Genomic DNA, 22,399 nt, shown 5'->3' with positions numbered 1-22,399 from the left:
CCGGGCTCCGGCCACCGCTCGGTGATACTGGCGCTCTGCTCGCCACCCACCCTCGGAGGGATCCGTGATGCGGGACGTCACCAAGGTCGAGGTCGAAGGCGCCGTGCTCTACGTGGAGGCGGAGCGACTCGGTCCCGACTCGGAGCTGGAGGGCCTGGGCGACCGTGTCCCCGACCTCTCCGGGGTCACCCGCGCCCTGTCCTCCTTCGCCGGCCAGCTCAGCCACGCGCTGAACCAGGCGGCGCCGGACCGGGCGACGGTGGAGTTCGGCTGCGAACTGGGCCTGGACGCGGGCGGCCTGACCGCACTCATCGTCAAGGGCAGCACCAGCGCGAACCTGCGGGTGACCCTCGAATGGACCAAGTCCTCCTGAACTGCCGGCCCGTCAGCCCTCCATCGCGCCGCCCGGGGTGACCAGGCCCGTCTCGTACGCGAGGACCACCGCCTGGGCCCGGTCCCGGAGCGCCAGCTTCGCGAAGATCCGGGCCGCGTGGGTCTTCACGGTCGCCTCGCTCAGCGTCAGCCTCTCGGCCAGCTCCATGTTGGAGAGCCCGCGCCCCATCAGCGTGAGCACCTCCCGCTCCCGGGGCGTCAGCGCCGCCAGATCACGGTGAACCGCGGGCGCGTCGCCGCCCGCCCCCGACACCCGGTCGCCGCTCGCGAAGCGCTCCACCAGACGGCGGGTGATCGACGGCGCCAGCAGCGCGTCGCCCGTGTCCACCAGCCGTACGGACGCCGCCAGATGCTCCGGCGTCACGTCCTTCAGCAGAAACCCGCTCGCACCCATGGCCAGCGCCGCGTACACATACCGGTCCAGGTCGAAGGTCGTCAGCATCAGCACCTTGCGACGCGGCGACTCGGCAAGGATCCTCCGCGTGGCCTCCAGGCCGTCCATCCCCGGCATCCGGATGTCCATCAGGACCACGTCCGGGCGCAGTCGCCGCGCCGCTGCCACCGCCTCGGCCCCGTCGGACGCCTCCCCGACGACCTCGATGCCGCGAGTCGTCAGGATCAGCCGGAAGCCGGTACGGATCAGAGCCTGGTCGTCGGCGATGAGCACCCGAGGCGCCCGAGGGGACGGAGCCGTGCCCGCGGCCGTCACGCGCCGTCCAGCGGTATCCGGGCCCGGACGCGGTATCCGCCACCGAGCCGTCGCCGGGCGTCCAGCTCCCCGCCGTACACCGCGACCCGCTCGCGCAGCCCGATCAACCCGCGGCCCGCACCGGCGTGGTCACGGAGCGACAGCTTCGGCGCGGCGTCGCCGGACAGCACGCTCGGTCCGCTGTTCAGCACCTCCACCCGCACGTACCGCTCCCCGTATCGCACCGACACCTCCGCCTTCACCCCGTCGCCGTGCCTGAGCGCGTTCGTCAGCGCCTCCTGCACGATCCGGTACACCGTCACCTCCACCCCGGTCGGCAGCGGCCGCGGCTCTCCCGAGATCCGCACCTCGACCGGCAGCCCCGCGAAGGCGATCCGGTCGACCAGCGGACCGAGCCGGCCCAGACCCGGCTGCGGAGCGAGCGGGGAGAGTTCCGCAGCGTACGGCTCGTCCTCACCGCTCGGCGAGGGCGCGAGCAGTCCGAGCAGATGACGCAGCTCGGTCATCGTGTCCCGGCCCGCCGACTCGACGGCCTCCATCGCCGTCGCCGCCTCCTCGGGCAGCGTGGCCAGCACCTCGCGGGCCGCACTCGCCTGCACCACCATCAGCGCCACATTGTGGCTGACGACGTCGTGCAACTCGCGGGCGATCCGGGCGCGTTCCTCCTCGACCGCGATCCGGGCCGCGCTCTCCCGCTCCCGTTCGAGCAGCCGTCTCCGCTCCTCCAGCGTCCTGCGCTGCAGCCGCCGGGCCCGTACCAACGCCACCGCCAGCCATCCCGCGACGGCCCCGAGCGCCGCCACCGCACCGGCCGCCCACCACCCCATCCATGATCCACCCACGGGGTTCACCCTCGCAGAACGCCAGGTCATCCGCATCAGTACGGGGATGCAGCCGCATACATCCCCAGGATGACACGGCTCCGCGGATACCTCGGGGGAGTGATGCCCCACCCGAGACCCGGACCGTAGCTTTCCTGCCATGACCACGGACATAGAGACCGGCACCGGCCGGACCGACCAGATCGTCGTGCGACTCGACGGCGTACGCAAGGAGTTCGGGGAGACCACCGCCCTGGACGGCGTCTCGCTGGAGATCCGCAGCGGCGAGGCCGTCGCCGTCATGGGGCCCTCGGGGTGCGGCAAGTCCACCCTGCTCAACATGGTCGCCGGACTCGACCGGCCCACCTCCGGGAGCGTGTTCGTCCACGGCGACGAGCTCACCGGCATGAACGAGAAACAACTGGCCCTCTTCCGGCGGCGCCGCATCGGCATGGTCTTCCAGTTCTTCAACCTGCTCGACGACCTGCCGGCCCTCGACAACGTGGCCCTTGCCGCGCAGCTCACCGGCACGCCGGCCGCGCAGGCCCGCCGCCGTGCCCTGGAACTCCTCGACGAACTCGGTATCGCCGACCGCCGGGGCGCCTACCCGGCGGTGCTCAGCGGCGGCGAACGCCAGCGTGTCGCGGTCGCCCGCGCCCTGATGAACCGGCCCGCGCTGCTCCTCGCGGACGAGCCGACCGGTGCCGTCGACACCCGGGCGGGCGAACAGATCATGGATCTGCTCCTCGACCTCAACCAGATCGGGCAGACCCTGCTCATGGTCACCCACGACGAGCGGATGGCGGCGCGCTGCGCCGGCCGGATCGTCGACATGGTCGACGGCCGGGTGGCCGGCGAGCGCAGCGTGGAGCGCACGGCATGAGCGCGGTGTGGCGCGCCTCGCGCGCGGCCGTCCGGCGCCGCCGACTGCAGACCTTCGTCATCGGCCTCGTCGTCCTCTTCTCCACCGCCACGATCGTGGTGGCCCTCGGCCTCCTCGATGCGGCCTCGGGACCCTTCGACAAGGGCTTCGCCCAGCAGCGCGGGGCACACGCCGTCGCCGCCTACGACGCGGCCGAGGTCACGGACGCGCGGCTGACCGAGGCGTCCGAGGCACCCGGCGTAGAGGCGGCAGCCGGCCCGTACCCGCTGGCCGTCCTCCAGGTCCCCGCAGGAAACCAGCCCCGCTACGTGGGCCCCTTCAACGTGGTCGGCCGCTCCGGGCCCGGCGGGGACGTGGACCGCGTCGACCTGTGGAAGGGCCGCTGGGCCACCGCTCCCGGTGAGATCGTCGTCAACGACTCGCGGCCCGCGGCCGCCCTGCTGCCCTTCGAGGCGGAGCACCCCGGCTTCCCGCTCGGCGACACGATCAAGGTGCCCGGCCTGCCGGCCCTCACCGTCGTCGGCTACGCGCACAGCTTGAGCAACAGCGCCGACGGCTGGGTCTCACCGGACCAGATCGACGCGCTCGGCCCCACCATGAGCGAGATGCTCTACCGCTTCACCGACCACGCGACGGACGCCGACGTGGCGGCAGGGCTCGCCGCGGTCGGTGCCGGCCTCCCGTCCGACTCCCTGCTCGCCTCGCACTCGTACCTCACCATCCAGCGGGACGTGGCGTCCGGCCCCGGCTCGTACGTGCCCTTCCTCCTGGTCTTCGGACTCCTCGGCCTCGCGGTCGCCGTACTGATCGTGGCGAACGTGGTGAGCGGCGCCGTGGTCTCCGGCTTCCGGCACATCGGTGTGCTCAAGGCACTGGGTTTCACGCCCAGTCAGGTCACGGCCGTCTACCTGCTGATGGTGTCCGTACCGGCCGTGGTCGGCTGTCTGCTCGGCACCGCCCTTGGCGACCTCGCCGCCCGCCCACTGCTGTCCGGCGCCTTCCAGGGAACCGGTCTGCGCATCGAGGGGATCAGCCTCCGGGTGGAGCTCGCCGCCCTGATCGGGATGCCGCTCGTGGTGCTCCTCGCCGCGCTCGTCCCGGCGCTGCGGGCCCGTAGGCTCTCCGCGACCGAGGCCATCAGCGCCGGCAGCGCCCCGCGTCGGACCGGTCACGGGCTGCGGATCCAGCGCCTGCTGAGCGGGACGCGGCTGCCGCGAGCGGTCAGCCTGGGCCTCGGTCTCCCGTTGGCCAGGCCCGGTCGCACCGTACTGACGCTCTCCGCGATCGTGCTCGGTGTGCTGACGGTGACCTTCGCGAGCGGCCTCGCCGACACCGTCGTGAAGGTGACGGAGGCTTCGCAGGAGGACGTCGATCTCACCATGAGGCCGGCGAACCCCTTCTTCGGTGAGGAGACGGCGAAGCAACGGAGCGACGCCGAGATGGAGGCGCTGCTGCGCTCCGTGCCGGGCGCGGCCGAGGTCACGCCCGACCTCATCGTCGACCTCACCCTGGCCGGACGCGCGGACGCCGTAGAGGGGTTCTTCCTCCGCGGCGACCACGCGAAGCTCGGATACGACAAGCAGCTCGTCGACGGGCGGTGGCTGAACGGCCCCGGGGAGACCGTCGTGGCCTCGGAGTTCCTGAAGCAGACCGGCGGGAAGGTGGGCGACCGGCTGACCCTGGTCCTGGAAGGGAAGAGGACCGAGGTGACCGTCGTCGGCTCACTGATGAACCATGAGCCGAACCGGCTGTTGCTCGACCGGGGGACACTGTCCCGGCTCGACGCGAACCACCGGCCGCAGACCCACCAGTACCGCTACCACGTCAAGCTCGACCCCGGGACCACGGCGGAGAAGTACGCGGTCGCGGTGGACAAGGCGGCGGGCCCCGGCCTGTACCCCATCCTCAACGAACCCGCTTCCTTCACGGTCGCCGTCATCAGCCTCTCCACGGCCCTGTCCCTGATGCTCGGCACGGTCGCGGCGCTCGGCGTCTTCAACACCGTCGTCCTCAACACCAGGGAGCGACGCAGGGACATGGGGATGCTCAAGTCGATCGGGATGACCCCGCGTCAGGTGATCGCCATGGTGGTGACGTCGATGGCGGCGCTCGGGGCGCTCGGCGGCCTGATCGGCGTGCCGCTCGGCATGGTCGCCCACCGGGTGGTGGTACCGCTCGTGGCCGAGGCGGCGCTGGTGACGCTCCCGAACTCGGTCCTCGACGTCTGGGCCGCCCCGACCCTCGCCCTGCTCGGCCTGGCCGGCGTCACGCTCGCCGTCCTCGGTGCCCTGATCCCCGCCCGCCGTGCCGCGCGCCTCACCATCTCGGAGGCGCTGCGCGGCGAGTGAGCACGGAGACGGCATGGGGCCGCGGGCTGGAAGGCGACGGCTTGGGGTCGCAGGCCGGGAAGGGGCGACAGCATGGGGCCGCGGGCCGGAAGGGTCGACGGCATGGGCCGCGGGGCCGGAAGGGGAGATGTCACTTCCGTGCCCCGCGGGCTGAGGGGGTCACGCGGCCGCCGAGCCGGCCTCCTGCTTGCTCACCCGGCACACCAGGGCGTCGTTCACGACGTCCGCCACGATCGTGTCGCCGGGGTCGGCCTCACCGCCGAGGAGCAGGTCCGCGATCCTGTTGTCGAGCTCCGCCTGGATCGTGCGGCGCAGCGGCCGGGCGCCGAACTCCGGCTGGTGGCCGTGGGCGACGAGCAGCTTCTTCGCCGCCTCCGTCACCTCCAGCTCCAGGCCCTGGGCCCGGACCCGGCGTTCGCTCTGCCGCAGCAGCATGTCGAGGATCCGGGTGAGATCGTCCGCGGCGAGACCGTGGAAGATGATCGTCTCGTCGATGCGGTTGAGGAACTCGGGCGCGAAGTAGGCCCGCAGATCCTTCTTCAGGTCCTCCCGGATCTCCGAGACGTCGCCGTGATGGGCCAGGATCCGCTGGGCGCCGATGTTCGACGTCATGATGACCACGCAGTGGCGGAAGTCGACCGTTCGCCCCTGGGAGTCCGTCAGACGCCCGTCGTCGAGCACCTGCAGCAGGGTGTGGAAGACATCGGGGTGCGCCTTCTCCACCTCGTCGAAGAGCAGCACGCTGTACGGCTGGCGGCGCACCTTCTCCGTGAGCTGACCCGCCTCCTCGTGACCGACGTACCCGGGCGGGGCGCCGACGAGCCGGGAGACCGTGTGCTTCTCCTGGAACTCGCTCATGTCGAAGCGGACCATGCCGCTCTCGTCGCCGAACAGCAACTCCGCCAGTGCCTTGGCCAGTTCGGTCTTGCCGACACCGGTCGGGCCGAGGAAGAGGAACGAGCCCACCGGACGGTTCGGGTCGCCCATGCCCGCCCGGTTGCGGCGCACGGCCTGGGCGATGGCGGTGACCGCCTCGTCCTGACCCACCACCCGGCTGTGCAGGGCGTCCTCCAGCTTGAGGAGCTTCTCCTTCTCGCTCTGTGTCATCTGCGCCACGGGGATGCCGGTACGCCGGGACAGCACCTCCGCGATGTCGTCGGCGGTCACCTCCATCACACCCTCGCGCCGCTCCTCGACCCCGGCCAGCTCGCCCTCCAGGCGGGCGATCTCCTGCTTGAGTTCGTTCGCCTTCTCGAAGTCCTCGGCGCCGACGGCCTCGTCCTTCTCGCGGCGCAGCTTCGCCAGCCGGTCCTCGCGGCCGACCACCTCCGTCGACTTGCCCAGCGAACGCAGCCGCACCCGGGCACCCGTCTGGTCCAGCAGGTCGATGGCCTTGTCGGGCAGGAACCGGTCGGAGACATAGCGGTCGGACAGCTCGGCGGCCGCCACGAGCGCGGCATCGCTGTAGCGGACCTGGTGGTGGGCCTCGTAGGAGTCCCGCAGACCCTCCAGGATCAGGACCGTCTCCTCCACCGAGGGCTCCGGGATCATCACGGGCTGGAAGCGCCGCTCCAGCGCCGCGTCCTTCTCCACGTACCGCCGGTACTCGTCGATCGTCGTCGCGCCCACCACATGCAGCTCGCCGCGGGCCAGCGCCGGCTTGAGCATGTTTCCCGCGTCCATCGAGCCCTCGCCGGTCGCGCCCGCACCCACCACCGTGTGCAGCTCGTCGATGAACAGCACCGTCGAGTCCGCGTCCGCCTTCACCTCGTCGATGACGTTCTTCAGCCGCTCCTCGAACTGGCCGCGGTACTGCGCCCCGGCGACGAGCCCGGACAGGTCCAGGGCGATGACCCGCTTGCCCTCCAGGGTCTTCGGCACCTCGCCCGCCACGATCCGCTGGGCGAGCCCCTCCACGATCGCGGTCTTGCCGACGCCCGGCTCGCCGATGAGGACCGGGTTGTTCTTCGAGCGGCGGGAGAGGATCTCGACGGTCTGCTCGATCTCCTCCGCCCGCCCCACCACCGGGTCGAGCTTCCCCGCCCGCGCCTCCTCGGTCAGATCCCGGCCGTACTCGTCGAGCGTGGGCGTCCTGCTCTCCGGCCTGGCCGCCGGGGCGCCCTCCGGCCGCGCCGTCCGGTCGGCCGTGGACCGCAGTCCGTCGACATCCGTGCCGTATCCGCTCAGCACCTTCACAGCCGCCCCGTTCGGGTCGTCGAGGAGCGCGCCGAGGATGTGCTCGGGGCCGATGTACGAGACCCCCGACACCTGCGAGCGCTCGTAGGCCCGCAGGAGGACCCGCTTGGCGGCCGGGGTGAGCCCCGGCTCCGCGGACGGAACGCTGCTCTCGGCCGGAAGGACCTCCGCGATCGCCTTGCCCAACTCGTCGGGATCGGCGCCCGCCTGGGCGAGCAGGCTGCGGGCGGGGTCGATCTGGGTGCAGGCCCAGAGCAGGTGCTCGGTGTCGAGGTCGGCGCTGCCGTCGTCGGCGGCACGGGTGGTGGCCCGGTCCAGCAGCTGACGCGCCGAATCCGTCAGCAGCCTGCCGATCGGCACCCGCTGGACGGCCGGGGGAGAGGCCGCCGGCGACATCCCGAAGAAGCGGTTGAGGAGCTCGTTGAACGGGTCCGGTCCACCGAAGGAACCGAGGGGAGACATCGTCATCAGGTGCCGTCCAGGTGCGTCGACGTCCGGGCAGTACTCCCTTCACTGGAACAGCAGCCGGCGCTTCCCACCCGCCGGTGTCCGTGACGGATCGTGGCCGCGACGGACGCCGCCCGCGCGGTCATGCGGCGCTCGGCGGCTGTCGGGGAGTGCGAAGTGGCCCCCGAGCTGTCCGCCGGACGGGTGATGCCCCGCGGGGCGCCCGTCCGGCGGGTCGGGGTCAGCGGTACTCGACCGTCAGCGTCACCGGAGTGGACTGGTTGACGAAGAGATACGCCGTCGCCGCCTGGGCCGATTCGAAGCGGAGGCGGACCTGGGTCGTGCCGGAGCGGTCGATGGCCGCGAGCGCCGCCGCCGACAGATCCGTGGAGGAGGCGGAGCCCGAGGAGAACGAGGCGATCTGCGCCCCGCCCGCCGTCGTGGCCGCGGCCGACCAGTCCGCGGGCTCGACGGTGCACGCCCCGAAGCAGCCCGTCGTGACGTCCACGAGCAGCTTGTTGCCCGCCGGGGAGGCCCAGGGATCGCCCGAGCCGCTGCTGCGGTTCACCGTCAGATAGGCCCGGGTGATCTCCTTGCCCGCAGGGATCTTCGAGGTGTCGAAGGAGAGCAGCGTGCGGTTCAGCTTGCCGTCGGTGCCACGGCCGAGCGCCAGGCCGGAGGAGTCCTCCAGGGTGCCCACCACCGGACCCGATCCGTCGGCCGCGGCCTTCACATAGCCGTCCTGCGCGTCCACGCTCGACAACGTCACCCGGTCGGTCACGGGCGGGGGAGTGGAGCCGCGCAGCGCACGGACCATCCCCATGATGGCCTCGATCTGCTCGCCGCCGTGCCGCGCGTACGACGAGTCACCGAGGTAACCCCACCAGTTCCAGCAGCCGTTGGGGTTCTCCAGCGTCGCCGTCGGGACGGCCTGCGGGTACAGCACGATCATGTCGTTGGTGTCGGCGTACTCGTTGAGGTACGCGTTGTCGATGAACCTGGTTCCGAAGCCCTGATATCCGTACCCCTGCTTGCAGCCGTGCAGTGCCACCATCAAGGAGCACGTCGCGCCCCCGGCGCAGGACGTCGGCACATAGACGAAGCCCTTGTCGTCCAGCGAGAGCGGCGCCGCCGCGCCACCGGGTGCGTAGGCGTTCTGGTCGAACTGGATCAGGCTTCCGCCGGGGGTCGGGCTGGGCGCGGCCACGGAGCCCAGCAGATGGCCGAGCAGGTCCCGCTCGGCGTCGATGCCGCAGTTGTTGATCCACGGAGTCTGCGTGACCGTACAGGAGTTGGGGCCGAGCGGGCTGATCCAGGCGTGCCCGGCCGCAGTGCTCCGGTTGTACTGGACGCGGGCTCCGAACCGTCCGTAGTAGTCGGCCAGCGCGTCCGCCACCGGCCGCTTGACCGTCGTGTCGTTCGAGCCGCTGAAGACGTAGACCGGGTCGCCCGCCAGGTTCGCCACCGGGTCGACGAGTCCCTGGGCCGACCAGTCCCGGGTGGTCTGCTCCAACGTCGCGAGCTGAAGGTTCTGCATGGTGTCCATGCAGGCGTAGAGGGCGAGGTTCAGCGTGTTCTGGGCGCAGTTGTACGGCCCCGAGGCGAAGGCCGCCGAGCCGCTGAACGTACCGGAGTACGCCACATGGAGCTGGGTGGCCATGTAGCCGCCCGACGACACCCCGGAGCTGTGGACGGCGTCGATCGTGTACGGCTGGAGGGTGCCCGGCACGGGGACGGGGGCCGCGGCGGGGGCGGCGGCCGCCGGTGTCGCGACGGGGAAGAGGGTCGCGGCGGCGAACAGCAGCAGGGCTGTCAGCCGGCGCGGCCCGCGTGGGCGGAGCGGACGGAATGGACGCATGGGGTCTCCCGGGCGGCTCGTTCAAGTCGGGTCGATGGCCGGGAGGTTAGGCGCGGGCCGCGCGGGCCTTCTATGGGCCCGGCCGCCACAACCACCGGGGTGGAGTATGGCGATCCGTCATCTGGCAGCCGCCGCGAGCCAGTCCCGCACGACCTGCGACGATGACTCCATGAGCGATGACGAGCGGAACGGACGGCTGGCCGAGGCGGTAGGACTGCGCGAGCAGGGCCGGCAGGAAGAGGCCAGGGACCGCCTTGTGGAGCTCGCCGCGCGGTACCCCGACGACGCCGAGGTCGCGTACCAGACCGCCTGGGCCCACGACGTGCTCGGTCTGGAGGCCGAGGCCGTCCCCTTCTACCAGCGTGCGTTGAAGTCGCCCGGCGCCGGGCTTTCGCAGGGGGACCGCAGGGGCGCGCTCCTCGGTCTCGGCAGCACCTTCCGCGTTCTCGGCCGGTACGAGGAGGCCGTCGCCACCCTGCGCGGCGCGGTGGAGGAGTTCCCGGACGACGGCGCGCTGCGCACCTTCCTCGCGATGGCGCTGTTCAACACCGGCGAACACCACGAGTCCGCACAGCTGCTGCTGAATCTGCTGGCGACCACCAGCGGCGATCCGGGCGTTCACCGATACCGGCGGGCCATCGAGTACTACGCGCGGGACTTGAACGAGACCGTGTGAGCGCGACGAGGCAGAAGGGTGCGGGATTCCCTTGACCTCAAGCGTGGTCGAGGTCGAATGATCGAGGCATGAGCGAGCTGAGCAGCACGACGAATCTTCGGGACCAGTTCGAGATCGCCACTCTCATCAGCGGCTTCTTCCGCGCCATGGACGAGCGGCGGTTCGAGAAGGGATGGGCCGACGCCTACTTCACCGACGACCTGCGGACGACGACGCCGCTCGGTGTGGCCGAGGGAGCCGACGCCGTACACCACGTCGAGGAGGCCATCGGCCGGTTCGCGGCCACCCTGCACGCCTCCTCCGACGTAGTCGTCAGGGCCGAACCGGGCGCGCGGACGGCCCACGTCCGCTGGAACGCCCATATGACCCATGTCCATCTGGACGCCACCCTTCAGGCACGCGGCGAGGGCGCCGATCCCCTCTTCACGGTCGGAGGCGTCTACGAGGGGGAGGTCCGACGTACCGACAAGGGCTGGCGCGTCAGCCGGATGTCCGTGCGGGCCGTCTGGACCACGGGCGAACCGCCCGTACTGCCGGAGGACACCGCCGCCCGCGTCGCGGAATCGACCGGCGCTCGGGTGGCCGGCTGAGCCGAGGGGGCCCGCAGCTGATCCGGCCTGATCCGACAGGCCTCGCTAGTCGTTGACGGCGGTCAGCAGCACCACGGCGTCCTCCAGGGCGGTGAGCCCGTGTCGCTCCTTCGGGATCATCTGGAGCGCGCCCGCCGACAGCTCCTCGGACCATCCGGCCGCCGTCAGCCGCACCCGCCCCCGCAGCACCTGCAGACTCGCCGCCGGTGGTGCGTTGTGCTCGTCGAGCGCCGTGCCCGACACCAGCGCGATCACGCTCTGCCGGAGCACCCCGTCGTGCACCACCACATGGGCGCTCCGGCCGTGCGCGGCGGTGCGCGCGTTGGCCAGGTGTTCGTCGGCGAGGGCCGCGAGATCATGCATCGTCTCTCCCTGCGAGGGTGCGCGGGTCGTGATTCCCAGCCTCGCGCGTGTTGCCCGGTGCGCAACTCGGGGCGGCACGGCGTGTCGCGGCGACCGCGACGGCGGCCAGGGCCGTGAACCCGGCCGCGGCAATGATCGTCACCGTCCAGCCGTACGCCCCGTACAGCCACACCGCGGTGAACGAGCCGATCGCGCCGCCGGTGAACGTGGACAGCATGAAGACGGTGTTCACTCGGGCCGCGACCTCGGTGCCGAGGCCGAAGATCCGCGCCTGATTGGCCACCTGACAGGCGCTGGTTCCCAGGATCAGCAGATTCGCCCCGATCACCAGTGCCGCGAGGGAGAACGCCCCGATCCCGACGACGAGGAAGGAGACCGCCACACAGAGCAGCGACCATGCGTTCACCACCCCCGTTCCGTGGCGGTCGGTGAGCCGTCCCGCGTACGCCGAGAGCAACGCCCCGGGCAGGCTCAGGAGCCCGAAGAGCCCCGCCACCCCCGGGCCGAGTCCCAGCGGCGGGGCCGCCAGATGGAAGGCGAGCGTCGCCCAGAAGACGCTGAACGCGGCGAAGACCGCGGCGCCGGTCAGTGCCGAGGCCCGCACCGCCCGGTGCTCGACGAAGAGCCGGGGCAGGCTCGCAAGAAGTCGCGGGTACGGCAGTCGGTCCGTCGTGGGCCCGGCGCGTTCGGGGAGGGCGCGGGGCACGACGAAGAGCAGGGCCGCCGTCGCCGCAGCGGCCAACAGGTAGGCGGTACGCCAGCTGTCGCCGGCGTCCGAGGCCGCGCCCGAGACGGTACGGGAGAGGGTCGATCCCAGCGTGAGCCCCAGGCCGATGAGCCCCACGACCCGCCCGCGGTCGCCGGGTTCGGCGAGGGAGGCGGCGACCGGGGTGAGGACCTGCGGCAGGACGGTGGTGGTGGAGACGGCGAGCGTCGCGACCGTGAGGGTCAGTGCGTTCGGCGCCGCCGCGGCCACCAGGAGCCCGCCGCTCGTCAGCGCGAGCAGCACGGTGGTGAGGCGGCGGAGCCGGGCGGTGTCGGCGAGAGGGACGATGAGCAGCAGACCGAGCGCGTACCCGAGCTGGGCGGCGGAGGAGACCAGGCCCGCGGTGTGCTGGGAGACGCCCAGACCCCGGGCGATGGCGTCGAGCAGCGGTTGGGGGAAGTAGATGTTGGCGACGGTGACCGCCCCCGCCACCGCCATCACCAGGACGTTCGGCCGGGTGACGGGGCGGTTGACGGGGCGGGCGGCGGTGGCCCTAGGCGCCGCGTCGGTCAGCGGATTCATGACCCCAGGCTGCGGTCCGCCGACCGGGCCGATCAAGGTGCAACAATGCAAGCGGCGTTTAGTGAAACTCAACGATGGGGGTCGGGGCGATGCTCGAACGGCACGAACTGGAGGCGTTCCTGACGCTCGCCGAAGAGCTGCACTTCGGCCGCACGGCGGAACGCCTGGGCGTCTCCACCGGCAGGATCAGCCAGACCGTCAAGAAACTGGAGCGCCGGGTGGGCACGCCGCTGTTCGAGCGCACCAGCCGCAGCGTCCGCCTCACCCCGGTCGGCCGCCGCCTCGACGACGACCTGCGCCCCGCCCATCGGCAGATCCTCGCCGCCCTGGAACGCGCCACGGCCGCCGGCCGCGGTGTCCACGGCACGCTCCGGGCCGGCTTCGGCGCTCCCTGGAGCGGCGAACTGCTCGCCACGGCCGCCGACGCCTTCCTCGCGAGCCACCCCGGCTGCGAGATCCAGATCAGGGAGGTGCCGCTCGACGGCGGGGTCCGGCCGCTCCAGGACGCCGAACTCGACGTCCTGCTCACCGCCTTCCCGGCCCGTGAACCCGGGCTCACGACCGGCCCCGTCCTCTCCAGCGAGCCCCGGGTCCTCCTCGTCCCGGCCGCCCATCCTCTCGCCCGCCGGGAATCCGTCTCGCTCGACGACCTCGCCGGCGTGCCACTGATCACCCCGGCGGGCGCCAACTCCCGCTCCTGGCTGGAGGCCCACTACCCCGCCCGCACCCCCTCCGGGGCGGTCATCCCCCGCGGTCCGGTGGCCGCCTCCTGGCAGGAGGTCCTCTCCTATGTGAGCGCCGGCCGCGGAGTCTCCCCGGGCTCGGCCCGGGGCGCCCGCTACCACCCGCGCCCGGGCGTGTCCTACGTACCCCTGCGCGACGCGCCGCCCATCGAGTACGGCCTCGTCTGGCCGACGGCCGCCGAGAACGCGCTGATCAGAGCTTTCGTCGAGACGGTCGCCGCACAGGGTTGAAGGAGGCCCGAGGGGCGGTGTGTCCCGTGCGGGGCGGGGGAAGCGCCGCCGCTACGGTGGGCCGGTGCAGCGTGCCTCAGACCGCGTGACGCTCGCCGTGTTCCTGGCCGTGGCGGTCCTCGCGGGCGGAAACGCGGTCGGCGTCCGATTCAGCAACCGTGAACTCGATCCGCTGTGGGGCGCGGCCGTGCGGTTCGGCGCCGCCTCGCTGCTCCTTCTGGCCGTGATGGCCGTACGCCGACTGGAGTTCCCGCGCGGCCGAGCACTCGCCGGGGCGATCCTCTTCGGCGTCCTCAACTTCGGTGTGACCTTCGCGCTCGCGTACTACGCGCTGGTCCGCATCCACGCCGGACTCGGCCAGACCATCCTGTCCCTGGTCCCGCTCGCGACCCTGCTGCTCGCCGTGGCACAGCGCCTCGAACGCTTCCGCCTCATGGCGGCCGTCGGCACCGTCTTCGCCACCGCCGGAGTCGCGGTCATCTCGCACGGATCCCTGGAGGGCGGCGTGCCCGTGCTGTCCCTCCTCGCGATCCTGGGCAGCATGCTGGCGTTCGCGCAGGCCACCGTGCTCGTACGACGGCTGCCGAAGGTCCACGCGGTCACGATGAACGCGGTGGGCATGACCGCTGCTTCCGTCCTGCTGTTCGCCGCCTCGCTCGCCGCCGGCGACACCTGGCGGCTCCCCGACCGCGCGGCTACCTGGTGGGCACTGGCCTATCTGGTCGTCGCCGGTTCCGTGCTGACCTTCGTCCTCTTCCTGTTCGTGGTCCACCGCTGGGACGCGTCACGGGCCGCGTACGTCTTCGTCGTCATCCCCGTCGTCACCATCCTGGTGTCGGCCTGGCTGGACGACGAACCCCTCACGGCCTCGCTGCTCATCGGCACCCCGCTCATCCTCATCGGGGTCTACCTGGGAGCCCTGCGCAAGCGACCGGACTGACCCGTCGTCATCGGACCCCGGCGGGTGGGGGCATGATCGGGTCCATGAGTGAGATCACCCTGATGTCGGACCCCAAGGTCGCCGCCGTCCCCGTCGAGGAGTGCGGCGAACGGCTCGTGGACGTACGCGAGGAGGGCTCCCTGCTCGTCGACCCGCGCAAGCGGGACGACGCGGGCGCCTTCGCCCATCTGCGGGCGGGTGTCCTCGACCGGCTGCTCCAGGCCCAGACACGGCTGCCCGACGGACTGCGACTGCTGTACGTGGAGGGCTACCGCCCGCTGTCCCTGCAGCGGCGGTACTTCACGGAGTACGGCGACGAACTGCGCGCCGCCCACCCCGACTGGCCCGCACAGGACGTCCACACCGCGGCCAGCCGCTATGTCTCCCCGCCCGAGCTCGCGCCGCACAGCGCGGGATCGGCCGTCGATCTGACCCTCGCCGATCACGACGGGCGGGAACTGGACCTGGGCACCCGGATGAACGCGAGCCCGGAGGAGAGCGCCGGGGCGTGCTACACGGACGCCCCCGGGATCACCGCCGAGGCCCGGCGGAACCGGGAGATCCTCGGCACCGCGCTCGCCGGTGCCGGGCTCGTCAACTACCCCACCGAGTGGTGGCACTGGTCGTACGGTGACCGCTACTGGGCCCTCGCGACGGGCGCGTCCGCCGCCCTCTACGGACCGAAGGAACTCTGAGCGGAGGCCGTTGTCAGTGGTGTGGGGAACGATGGACCCGTCGGTGATCGAGAGGTGAAGGGGATCGCATGTCCATCACGAACCAGCAGGTGGCGGAGTACGCGTTTCTGCGCGCGCTGTACGAGGACGGGTACTACCCGGACAGCGTCGTCGACAAGGGGAAGGCGATCCTGCAACGGCTCTGCGAGCGGATCGAGGCCGAGCAGCCGGCCGATCTGACGGCGCTGTACGCGCTCACGGAGGTGGCCACCGAGGAGTTCAACGCCCTGGAGGCGGACTTCCTGGAGGCCGGGAGCGAGATCGAGACCGTCGCCCGTGAGGAGATCGCCGAGAACTTCTGGTTCGTCGCCACGGCCTATGGATTCGCCGATGCAGACACGGAGGAGCTGGTGGCCGCCCGGGAGTGGTGACGGCGTGGTGTGGGGTCCGTCCGCATGCGGCGCCGGTCGTCGACCGGGGCGATGCCCTGGCCCGCGCATGCCGTTCTGCGGTCGGCGTCACTGTGGTTCGGTGCCTCACCGGGGAGTTACGACGACGGCGCCACCCGGATGTCCGCCGTGCGGACCCGGTCGATAGGTTCGGCCCATGACTGCGCAGCGAGCCGACGTCCACCACTCACCATCGACCTGGCAGCAGCCGGTCCCCGCGCCGGCCTCGGCCGAACGGGCCGCGCTGGTCGAGGAGATGGCGACGGCGATCCTGGCGCGTGGGCACGGACGCCTGCTCGTCGGGATCGACGGGCTCACCGCGGCCGGCAAGACGAGCTTCGGGCACGAGCTGGCCGATTGGATCGCGGGCGCGGGACGGCCGGTGCTCCGGGCGACGCTCGACGACTTCAAGAAGCCTTGGAAGGACCGGCACCTCTACGACCGGGAGTCCGGCGAGGGCTACTACCGCAACGCGTACGACTACGAGCGGGTCAGGAGTCTGCTCCTGGACCCCGCCCGGTCACCCGAGGCGGACTCCTGCGCCCTGTGCGGCATCGACCCGCTCACCCAGGTCGACCACTCCGCGCACCGCACCCCGCTCGCCCCGGACGCCGTGCTCGTCGTGGACGGGGTCTTCGCCTTCCGGCCCGAGATCGACGACTACTGGGACTACCGCGTCTGGCTCGACGTGGACCCCGAACTCTCGGTACGGCGCGGTGCGGTGCGGGACCAGAACTGGGCGGGTTCGGACGCGGAGGCGATTCACCGGGACCGCTATCTGGTGGCGGAGCGCATCTACCTCGCCGAGGTCGACCCGCTGCCGAGGATGGACGTCCTCATCGACAACACGGACTTCGCCCGCCCCCGCGTCCTTGCACCACGGGCCCGCCCCGCCGTGACCGGCCGTGGGGAGTTCGACGCACTCGTCGTCCGTACCGACTACGAGGACGAGAGCGCGTGGCAGGAGGTGCGGGCGGCCCTGACCGACGACGTCGAACTCACCGCACTCGTGGTCGACGATCCGGCGTGGTCCGGGGCGGACGCGGACGAGGTCGTGGCGGCAGTGGCGGGCGACAAGGACCTGAGCGTGGTCTTCCTCGCCGACGCGACGACGATGACGTCCGCCCACCGCGGCCTGCTCGCGGTGACCATGGTCACCCGGGAGGAGTGCGAGGACGACGAGGAGTACGCCTGGCTGACCGAGTTCGGCAGCCGGTTCCGTACGGTTCCGGCGGGAGTCCACTCCATCCACGCCAACCTGTCCATCGGCAACATGGGCTTCGAGGAGTTCGCCGCAGAGGCGCACCACGATCCGGAGAGGGTCTTCCGGAGCTTCGAGTGAGTCACACGCCCCGGTCGGCGGTCGGCCGGCCGGGGCGCGCGTCAGCGGATGAGTGGGTGAGCGGGACGGCCCGTCACCGGGTCAGCCGACGAAGATCTCGGTCAGCGACCAGATCGCCAGGCCCGCCATGCACACACCGCCGATGCGCTGAACCGTCTTCAACGGCACGCGCTTCGCGATGAAGCGGCCCGCGACCAGGGCGAGGGCCGAGACGCTCATCAGGGCGGCGGCGGAGCCGATCGCCGTCGACCAGGTGCCGTTCGTGGCGGCGAGGTTGGCCGTGGTGATCTGCGTCAGGTCGCCCCACTCGCTGATGAAGACGGCCATGAACGCGGTGGAGTAGACGGGCCAGAAGCCGGTCACCGTCCTGCCGCCCGCGTCGCCCTCCTCGTCGTCGCCCCCGCTGCGCAGCAGCATGAACGCGCCGAAGCCGAACAACAGGGCCGAGATGAGCTTGACGATCCAGTCGGGCAGCAGGCCGATGAGGCTGCCGGCGCCCACGGCGATGGCGACGTGCACGATGAACGCGGTCGAGGTGCCGAACCAGACGTACAACGGACGCATCCGCGTGCCCATGGCGAGGGACGCGAACATCGTCTTGTCGGGAAGCTCGGCGAGGAAGATCAGCCCGAAGGCGGTGAGGATCGCCAAGGGGTCGAGGTGCATACCGGGGGCTCTCTGCTCGATCCGGGCCCGGGATTCGCACGGCACCACGGTGGGCGACGGGAAGAACCACTCGGCCCGGCATGACGGACCACGCCCACAGGATGCGGACATGGTGAATGCCTGGCCGAAGGTCTCGCCCGTCCGCGCTTCCGCATGGACCCGGTCACCGGGAACCCGAGGGTTCCAGTGTGTCGACGACCGGTTCGCAGGGCTACTCCCCTTCGCTGTTGAACAGTGTAGCGGAGGCCCCCCTCGCGCTTGATCGACGGTCGGCCGTCGCATTGCAGTCGATCTTGGTAGACACTGTCTACGCAGCCTGGTAGACAGTGTCTATGACTGAAGAGACCGAGGCCGGGCTGCGCGGCCGACTGATCGACGCCGGCGTCGAGCTGGTGCACGCGGAAGGGGCGCAGGCGCTGTCCCTCCGGGAGATCGCCCGTCGCGCCGGCGTCTCCCACGGGGCGCCCCGCCGGTACTTCCCGACCCACCTCGACCTGCTGTCGGCCATCGCCCATGAGGGCTTCGTCGAGCTCGCGGACCGCGTCACCGCCGCGCTCGCGGCAGGACCCGATGCGCCTGAGGGCCCCCGTGCCGAACTGGACGTCCTCGCCCGCGTCTACCTCGACTTCGCGCTGGGCCGCCGCGGCATGTACGAGCTGATGTTCCGCCACGACCTGCTGGAAAGCGGGCGGCTCGGGCTGCGCGAGACCAGCCTGCCGCTCTTCGACCTTCTCGCCCGGCTCGTCGCCCGCGCCCGCCCGGAGCCCGGCCCGGCCCTCGAACCCGCCGTGGTGGCCGCCGCGCTCTGGGCGAACCTGCACGGCATCGCCCAGCTCTGGGGCTGGGGCAGCCTCCAGCTGGCCGCCCGTACGGACGACGTTGAGCCGCTGCTCCGGGCCGTACTCGACGCCCACCTCGGCCCCGAGGGAGGTGCGCGGTGATAGGACAACGGCAGCTGACCCTCGCCTGCAGCGTCGTCGGCGCCGCCGTCGTCGCCCTCGACGGCACCGTGCTCACCCTCGCGCAGCCGGCCCTCCAGCACGACCTCGGCGCGAGCTTCGCCCAGGTCCAGTGGACCAGCACCGGCTATCTCGTCGCCGTCGCGAGCCTGCTCGTCTTCGCGGGCCGGCTCGGCGACCGCTACGGCCACCGACGGCTCTTCGCTCTCGGGACGCTCGGCTTCGCCGCCGCGTCCGCGGGCATCGCCCTCGCCCCGGGGATCGGCTGGGTGATCGGCCTTCGCGTGCTCCAGGGGGTGTGCGGGGCGCTCCTGCAACCTGCCACGCTGGGAATGCTGCGCGCCGCCTTCCCTCCCGACCGGCTGGCCATGCCGATCGCCCTGCGCACCAGCGCGATCGGTCTCGCCGCGGCGGCGGGGCCGCTCATCGGCGGTGCGCTGGTCACCGGTCACGGCTGGCGGTCCGTGTTCGTACTCACCGCGATCCCGGCCGTCGTGATCGGAGTCCTGGCCCTCGCGGTCCCCGCCCCGGCCGCGGCCCCCGCGTCGGTTCAACCCGCGCAGCGTCCGAGCGGCGGCTCCCCCGGCTCGCTCGACCTGCCCGGCGCCGTGCTGCTGGCCGTCACCCTGGGCTGTCTGGTGCAGGTGCTCGTGGCGGCGCCGGAGTCCGGCTGGACCGCGATGACCACGCTCACGCTCGGCGCCGCCGTCGCGGCCGGAGCGGCCTTCGCCCGACACGAACGGCGCACCGCCCGTCCGCTCGTGCCGTCGGCCCTCCTGCGGTCCCGGCCCGTCGTCGCGGGGCTCGTCACTCTCCTGGCCGTGTCGGCCACCCTCTTCGGCTCGCTCTTCGTGGCGACGTACTTCCTTCAGGACGTCCGCGGACTCGACCCGCTGTCGAGCTCGCTGTGGGTGCTGCCCCTCGCCGTCATGATGGTGGTCGGCGCACCGACCGCGGCCGTGCTGCAACGCCGGTTCGGCGCCCGCCGTACGACGGTCGGCGGGGGAGCGCTGCTCGCCCTCGGCGTGCTGCTCCTCTCCCGGCTCGACGCATCGGCGACGGCGTTGCCGACCGGTACCTGCTTCGCCCTGCTGGGCGCCGGGTTCGGCACGGTCATGGCCACCGCGACCGCCGTCGTCGTACACCGGGCGCCGGTGGCCGAGGCCGGAGTCGCCGGCGGACTCCAGCAGACCGCCATGAACATCGGTCCGGCGCTCGGCGTCGCCACCGCGACCCTGCTGATGACGCTCGACGCGCGCGCCGGCTTCGTGCCCGCGATGCAGACCACGTTCCTGGCCCTGGCCGCCGTCGCGACGCTCGGCGCGGCGGCCGCACTCGGGCTGCCCGGTCGCGCCGCACCCGCGAAGGCGCCGGAGGTGGCCGGACCCGTGTCCCCGTCCTGACCGGCCACGCTCCCTGCCCGGCGCGGACACGCCGCGTGCCCGCTCCCTGCCCGGCGCGGACACGCCGCGTGCGCGCGCCGGGTGCGCTGCGGACACGCCCGGTCCCGGAGCCCGGCCCCCGCCGCCCTCACTGCGTACGATCACGAAATGCCCTCAGGTGATCACCGCGGCCGCTCCCTCTCCCGGTCGCGTACGCAGATCAACATCGGCCGGGCGCTCCCCGTCCTGGTCATGATCCTGACGGTGCTGGCCGACTCCCTCACCGCCGACGCGGAACGCTACGACCGGCTCCTCGCCGCCGCGCCCGCCCTCGCCGCCGTCACCTGGAGCGTCCGGGGTACCGCCCTCATCGGTCTGGTCGCCATGGTGGTCGGCTGGGTGCTCGCGGCGGACAGCGGTGAGCCGTTCTACCCCGTCATCCTGGCCAGCGAACTGGCTCTGGCAGCGGTGACCGCGGTCGCCGTCTGGGTGAGCCGGGCCAGGGTGCGCTACGAGCGGACCCTGCGTGAGGTCACCGCCATCGCCGATGTCGTCCAACGGGTGGTGCTCCGCCCGCTTCCACCCAGGCTCGGCACCGTCGACCTCCATCTGCTGTACGTCGCCGCCGCCGCCAAGGCCCGGATCGGCGGCGACTTCTACGAAGCCGTCCAGGTGCCCGGCGCTGTACGGCTGATGCTCGGCGACGTCCAGGGCAAAGGGCTCGGCGCGGTCGAGACCGCGTCCGTGCTGCTCGGCTCCTTCCGCGCGGCGGTCTACGACGCCCCGGACCTGTCCGCCCTCGCCGCCCGGCTGGAGGAGGGCCTCGACCGCTACGGCGCCTGGGACCCCGACTCCGACGCGGCCGAACGCTTCGCCACCGTCGTCCTCCTCGAGATCCCCGACGACGGCGACGTCGCGCGCCTCCTCAGCTGCGGCCATCCCGCCCCCCTGCTCCAGCACGGCGACCGCGTACGGCCCGTCGAGTTCGCCGACCCGTCCCTGCCGGTCAACCTGGCCGTACTGCTCCCCGCCCACCACCGGGTGGAGGAGGTTCCCTTCGTGCCGGGGGACCGGCTGCTGCTGTTCACCGACGGGGTCAGCGAGACCCGCGACCGCGTCGGCACCTTCTACCCCCTGGAGGAGCGGATGTCCCGGTGGGTGGCGGAGCCGGGCGAGCGCCTCCCCTCCCTGCTCCACGAGGACCTGGCCGACTACGGCTCGGGCGCCCTCGACGACGACGTGGCCGCAGTCCTCGTCGAACGACGCCCCTAGAGGGCGGGCCCGGCCTGCAGGGATCCGGCCCCCGCCTCCTGAGCAGTGTCCGTCGGCACCGACTCGTACAGCACCGTGTGGAAGCGGCCCTCCGACTCGCGCCCCGCCGGGTCCGCACCCAGCGCACGGACCGCCTCCACGGCGAAGCGCTGCTCACCGGCGTCGGTGAACAGGCGCTGCGGATACGTTCGCGACGGATCGGCGACCGTCCGCAGACCGTATGCCGCCAGGCACTCGGCGATCGGCCGGTACGAGACCGTACGCAGGACGAACGCGCTCACCCGCACCGGTCGCCCGGCCCATTCGAGGAGGGCGGCGAAGGTACGCCGGGTGAGATAGCTGCCACCGCCCGTCAGCGTGATCAGACCGACGTCGGACATCGCGGCCCGCAGCCGGGGGCTCGGTGGCGCGCCCTCCTCCAGGTTCTCCGCGAAGGAGTCGTCGAGGAGCCCGACCTCGCGGGCGTACCGCAGCGCGTGTCCTGCGACGTCGAGCCCGATGACCGGCGCGGTGTCCGAGCGGCGTCGGGCGGCGTAGAACTCCTTGTCCTGTACGGCGAGTTCGGCGGAGGTCAGCCCGCCGACCGCCGGATCGGTGTAGCGCGCGTACAGCTCGGCCAGGGTGACGTCGTGGTTCAGGAGCGCGGCGTTGATCCCGTACGAGCAGCACAGGTCGAGCACCGTCCCGCCGCCCCGCTGGGCCGCCGCGCGCCGGAACGCGCCCTGGGCCTGTTGCGGTATCTCGTACTCCAGCGGCGCGAGGCGCCGGAAGTACGCCCGTGGGTCGGGCTGGTCGTAGATGTCCTCGAACCGCGCCTTGCCGCCCGCACCAGATCCGGACCCGCTCATCCGTCCCGCCTCCCTCGAACCGGCGGCACCCGCCCCGTACGCGCCTCGCGCCACAGGCACCGCATCCGGTGGGCATCCTGCTCGGAACGCGGCCCTGCGCTCACGTCCGCATCGGGGGCGCAGAAGAACTCCACCCGTACCGTGGGGCGGCTCCCGGGCGGGGCCCACCCCTCCAGGATGGTCTCGCCTTCGGCCGACCGCACGAGGGAGACGATCCGGCACGCGCGGGCGCTCCGGGCCGCATCCGTCCCAAACGCGGAGTTCCGGGCATTCGGTGTCGCTCGTGCCCGGCCTCAGTGCCTCGCGCGCTGTTCATGCGCT

21 protein-coding genes are annotated in these 22,399 nt (G+C 72.1%); 13 read left to right on the top strand and 8 right to left on the bottom strand.

What is annotated here, in order from left to right:
• Positions 1 to 67 precede the first annotated feature (67 nt).
• A complete protein-coding gene (locus ACFC0D_RS12685) occupies positions 68 to 373 on the top strand; it encodes a CU044_2847 family protein (protein WP_376434056.1) in 306 nt (101 codons plus the stop codon).
• Positions 374 to 385: 12 nt separating this feature from the next.
• Here the strand turns inward: ACFC0D_RS12685 and ACFC0D_RS12680 are convergent, their stop codons facing one another.
• Both ACFC0D_RS12680 and ACFC0D_RS12675 read right to left on the bottom strand, forming a co-directional pair.
• Positions 386 to 1,060, bottom strand: a complete 675-nt coding sequence (locus tag ACFC0D_RS12680) for a response regulator (RefSeq protein WP_376434054.1) — start codon at positions 1,058 to 1,060, stop codon at positions 386 to 388.
• A 38-nt stretch (positions 1,061 to 1,098) separates the two neighbouring features.
• Entirely contained in the window at positions 1,099 to 1,944 is an 846-nt protein-coding gene (locus tag ACFC0D_RS12675) for a sensor histidine kinase (protein ID WP_376434052.1), read from the bottom strand.
• A 139-nt stretch (positions 1,945 to 2,083) separates the two neighbouring features.
• On the opposite strand from ACFC0D_RS12675, the gene ACFC0D_RS12670 reads away from it, so the two are divergent.
• Positions 2,084 to 2,806, top strand: coding sequence for an ABC transporter ATP-binding protein (locus ACFC0D_RS12670; RefSeq protein ID WP_376434049.1), 723 nt, complete (start codon positions 2,084 to 2,086; stop codon positions 2,804 to 2,806).
• Positions 2,803 to 5,154, top strand: a complete 2,352-nt coding sequence (locus ACFC0D_RS12665; RefSeq protein WP_376434047.1) for an FtsX-like permease family protein — start codon at positions 2,803 to 2,805, stop codon at positions 5,152 to 5,154. Before ACFC0D_RS12670 ends, ACFC0D_RS12665 begins: the two co-directional genes overlap by 4 nt.
• Before the next feature lie 159 nt (positions 5,155 to 5,313).
• Here ACFC0D_RS12665 and ACFC0D_RS12660 read toward each other — a convergent pair whose 3' ends face one another.
• Together ACFC0D_RS12660 and ACFC0D_RS12655 are read right to left on the bottom strand one after the other, a co-directional pair.
• A complete protein-coding gene (locus ACFC0D_RS12660) occupies positions 5,314 to 7,818 on the bottom strand; it encodes an ATP-dependent Clp protease ATP-binding subunit (protein WP_376434045.1) in 2,505 nt (834 codons plus the stop codon).
• Positions 7,819 to 8,038: 220 nt separating this feature from the next.
• Positions 8,039 to 9,655, bottom strand: a complete 1,617-nt coding sequence (locus ACFC0D_RS12655; protein WP_376434043.1) for a PHB depolymerase family esterase — start codon at positions 9,653 to 9,655, stop codon at positions 8,039 to 8,041.
• A 169-nt stretch (positions 9,656 to 9,824) separates the two neighbouring features.
• Between ACFC0D_RS12655 and ACFC0D_RS12650 the strand changes: the two genes are divergently transcribed.
• Positions 9,825 to 10,331 carry a tetratricopeptide repeat protein gene (locus ACFC0D_RS12650; RefSeq protein WP_376434041.1) on the top strand — a complete coding sequence of 169 codons (507 nt, stop codon included), beginning with the start codon at positions 9,825 to 9,827 and terminating at the stop codon, positions 10,329 to 10,331.
• 68 nt (positions 10,332 to 10,399) lie between these two features.
• Positions 10,400 to 10,921, top strand: a complete 522-nt coding sequence (locus ACFC0D_RS12645; RefSeq protein WP_376434039.1) for a nuclear transport factor 2 family protein — start codon at positions 10,400 to 10,402, stop codon at positions 10,919 to 10,921.
• Positions 10,922 to 10,966: 45 nt separating this feature from the next.
• On the opposite strand, the gene ACFC0D_RS12640 is transcribed toward ACFC0D_RS12645, so the two are convergent.
• Together ACFC0D_RS12640 and ACFC0D_RS12635 are read right to left on the bottom strand one after the other, a co-directional pair.
• Positions 10,967 to 11,284, bottom strand: a complete 318-nt coding sequence (locus ACFC0D_RS12640; protein WP_376434037.1) for a cupin — start codon at positions 11,282 to 11,284, stop codon at positions 10,967 to 10,969.
• Positions 11,277 to 12,572: an MFS transporter gene (locus tag ACFC0D_RS12635; RefSeq protein WP_376434035.1), complete on the bottom strand. Its 1,296-nt coding sequence runs from the start codon at positions 12,570 to 12,572 to the stop codon at positions 11,277 to 11,279. Before ACFC0D_RS12635 ends, ACFC0D_RS12640 begins: the two co-directional genes overlap by 8 nt.
• An 89-nt stretch (positions 12,573 to 12,661) precedes the next feature.
• Between ACFC0D_RS12635 and ACFC0D_RS12630 the strand changes: the two genes are divergently transcribed.
• The 5 genes from ACFC0D_RS12630 to ACFC0D_RS12610 all read left to right on the top strand — a co-directional run bounded on the left by ACFC0D_RS12630 (position 12,662) and on the right by ACFC0D_RS12610 (position 16,951).
• Positions 12,662 to 13,546: a LysR family transcriptional regulator gene (locus ACFC0D_RS12630; RefSeq protein WP_376434033.1), complete on the top strand. Its 885-nt coding sequence runs from the start codon at positions 12,662 to 12,664 to the stop codon at positions 13,544 to 13,546.
• Positions 13,547 to 13,610: 64 nt separating this feature from the next.
• Positions 13,611 to 14,486, top strand: a complete 876-nt coding sequence (locus ACFC0D_RS12625) for a DMT family transporter (RefSeq protein ID WP_376434031.1) — start codon at positions 13,611 to 13,613, stop codon at positions 14,484 to 14,486.
• A 44-nt stretch (positions 14,487 to 14,530) separates the two neighbouring features.
• Complete coding sequence (locus tag ACFC0D_RS12620) at positions 14,531 to 15,181, top strand: M15 family metallopeptidase (RefSeq protein ID WP_376434029.1); 651 nt, start codon at positions 14,531 to 14,533, stop codon at positions 15,179 to 15,181.
• A gap of 68 nt (positions 15,182 to 15,249) precedes the next feature.
• Positions 15,250 to 15,591, top strand: coding sequence for a DUF5713 family protein (locus tag ACFC0D_RS12615; protein WP_329112587.1), 342 nt, complete (start codon positions 15,250 to 15,252; stop codon positions 15,589 to 15,591).
• Positions 15,592 to 15,766: 175 nt separating this feature from the next.
• Positions 15,767 to 16,951, top strand: a complete 1,185-nt coding sequence (locus ACFC0D_RS12610) for a DUF6924 domain-containing protein (RefSeq protein ID WP_376434026.1) — start codon at positions 15,767 to 15,769, stop codon at positions 16,949 to 16,951.
• Between the two features lie 81 nt (positions 16,952 to 17,032).
• On the opposite strand, the gene ACFC0D_RS12605 is transcribed toward ACFC0D_RS12610, so the two are convergent.
• Positions 17,033 to 17,617: a TMEM165/GDT1 family protein gene (locus tag ACFC0D_RS12605; RefSeq protein WP_376434024.1), complete on the bottom strand. Its 585-nt coding sequence runs from the start codon at positions 17,615 to 17,617 to the stop codon at positions 17,033 to 17,035.
• Between the two features lie 332 nt (positions 17,618 to 17,949).
• Here ACFC0D_RS12605 and ACFC0D_RS12600 point away from each other — a divergent pair, with 332 nt between their 5' ends.
• From ACFC0D_RS12600 to ACFC0D_RS12590, 3 genes are all read left to right on the top strand, one after another.
• Positions 17,950 to 18,558, top strand: a complete 609-nt coding sequence (locus tag ACFC0D_RS12600) for a TetR/AcrR family transcriptional regulator (RefSeq protein WP_376434022.1) — start codon at positions 17,950 to 17,952, stop codon at positions 18,556 to 18,558.
• Entirely contained in the window at positions 18,555 to 19,979 is a 1,425-nt protein-coding gene (locus tag ACFC0D_RS12595; protein WP_376434020.1) for an MFS transporter, read from the top strand. Before ACFC0D_RS12600 ends, ACFC0D_RS12595 begins: the two co-directional genes overlap by 4 nt.
• 147 nt (positions 19,980 to 20,126) lie before the next feature.
• Complete coding sequence (locus ACFC0D_RS12590; protein WP_376434018.1) at positions 20,127 to 21,230, top strand: PP2C family protein-serine/threonine phosphatase; 1,104 nt, start codon at positions 20,127 to 20,129, stop codon at positions 21,228 to 21,230.
• Here ACFC0D_RS12590 and ACFC0D_RS12585 read toward each other — a convergent pair.
• Entirely contained in the window at positions 21,227 to 22,078 is an 852-nt protein-coding gene (locus ACFC0D_RS12585; protein WP_376434016.1) for a hypothetical protein, read from the bottom strand. The two genes, ACFC0D_RS12590 and ACFC0D_RS12585, sit on opposite strands and share 4 nt — an antisense overlap.
• Between the last annotated feature and the right edge of the window lie 321 nt (positions 22,079 to 22,399).

This window comes from Streptomyces sp. NPDC056222 (assembly GCF_042264065.1).
Taxonomy (GTDB): domain Bacteria; phylum Actinomycetota; class Actinomycetes; order Streptomycetales; family Streptomycetaceae; genus Streptomyces.
Note: the sequence above shows the minus strand (reverse complement) of the source record. Positions and strands in the feature narration are given on the sequence as shown.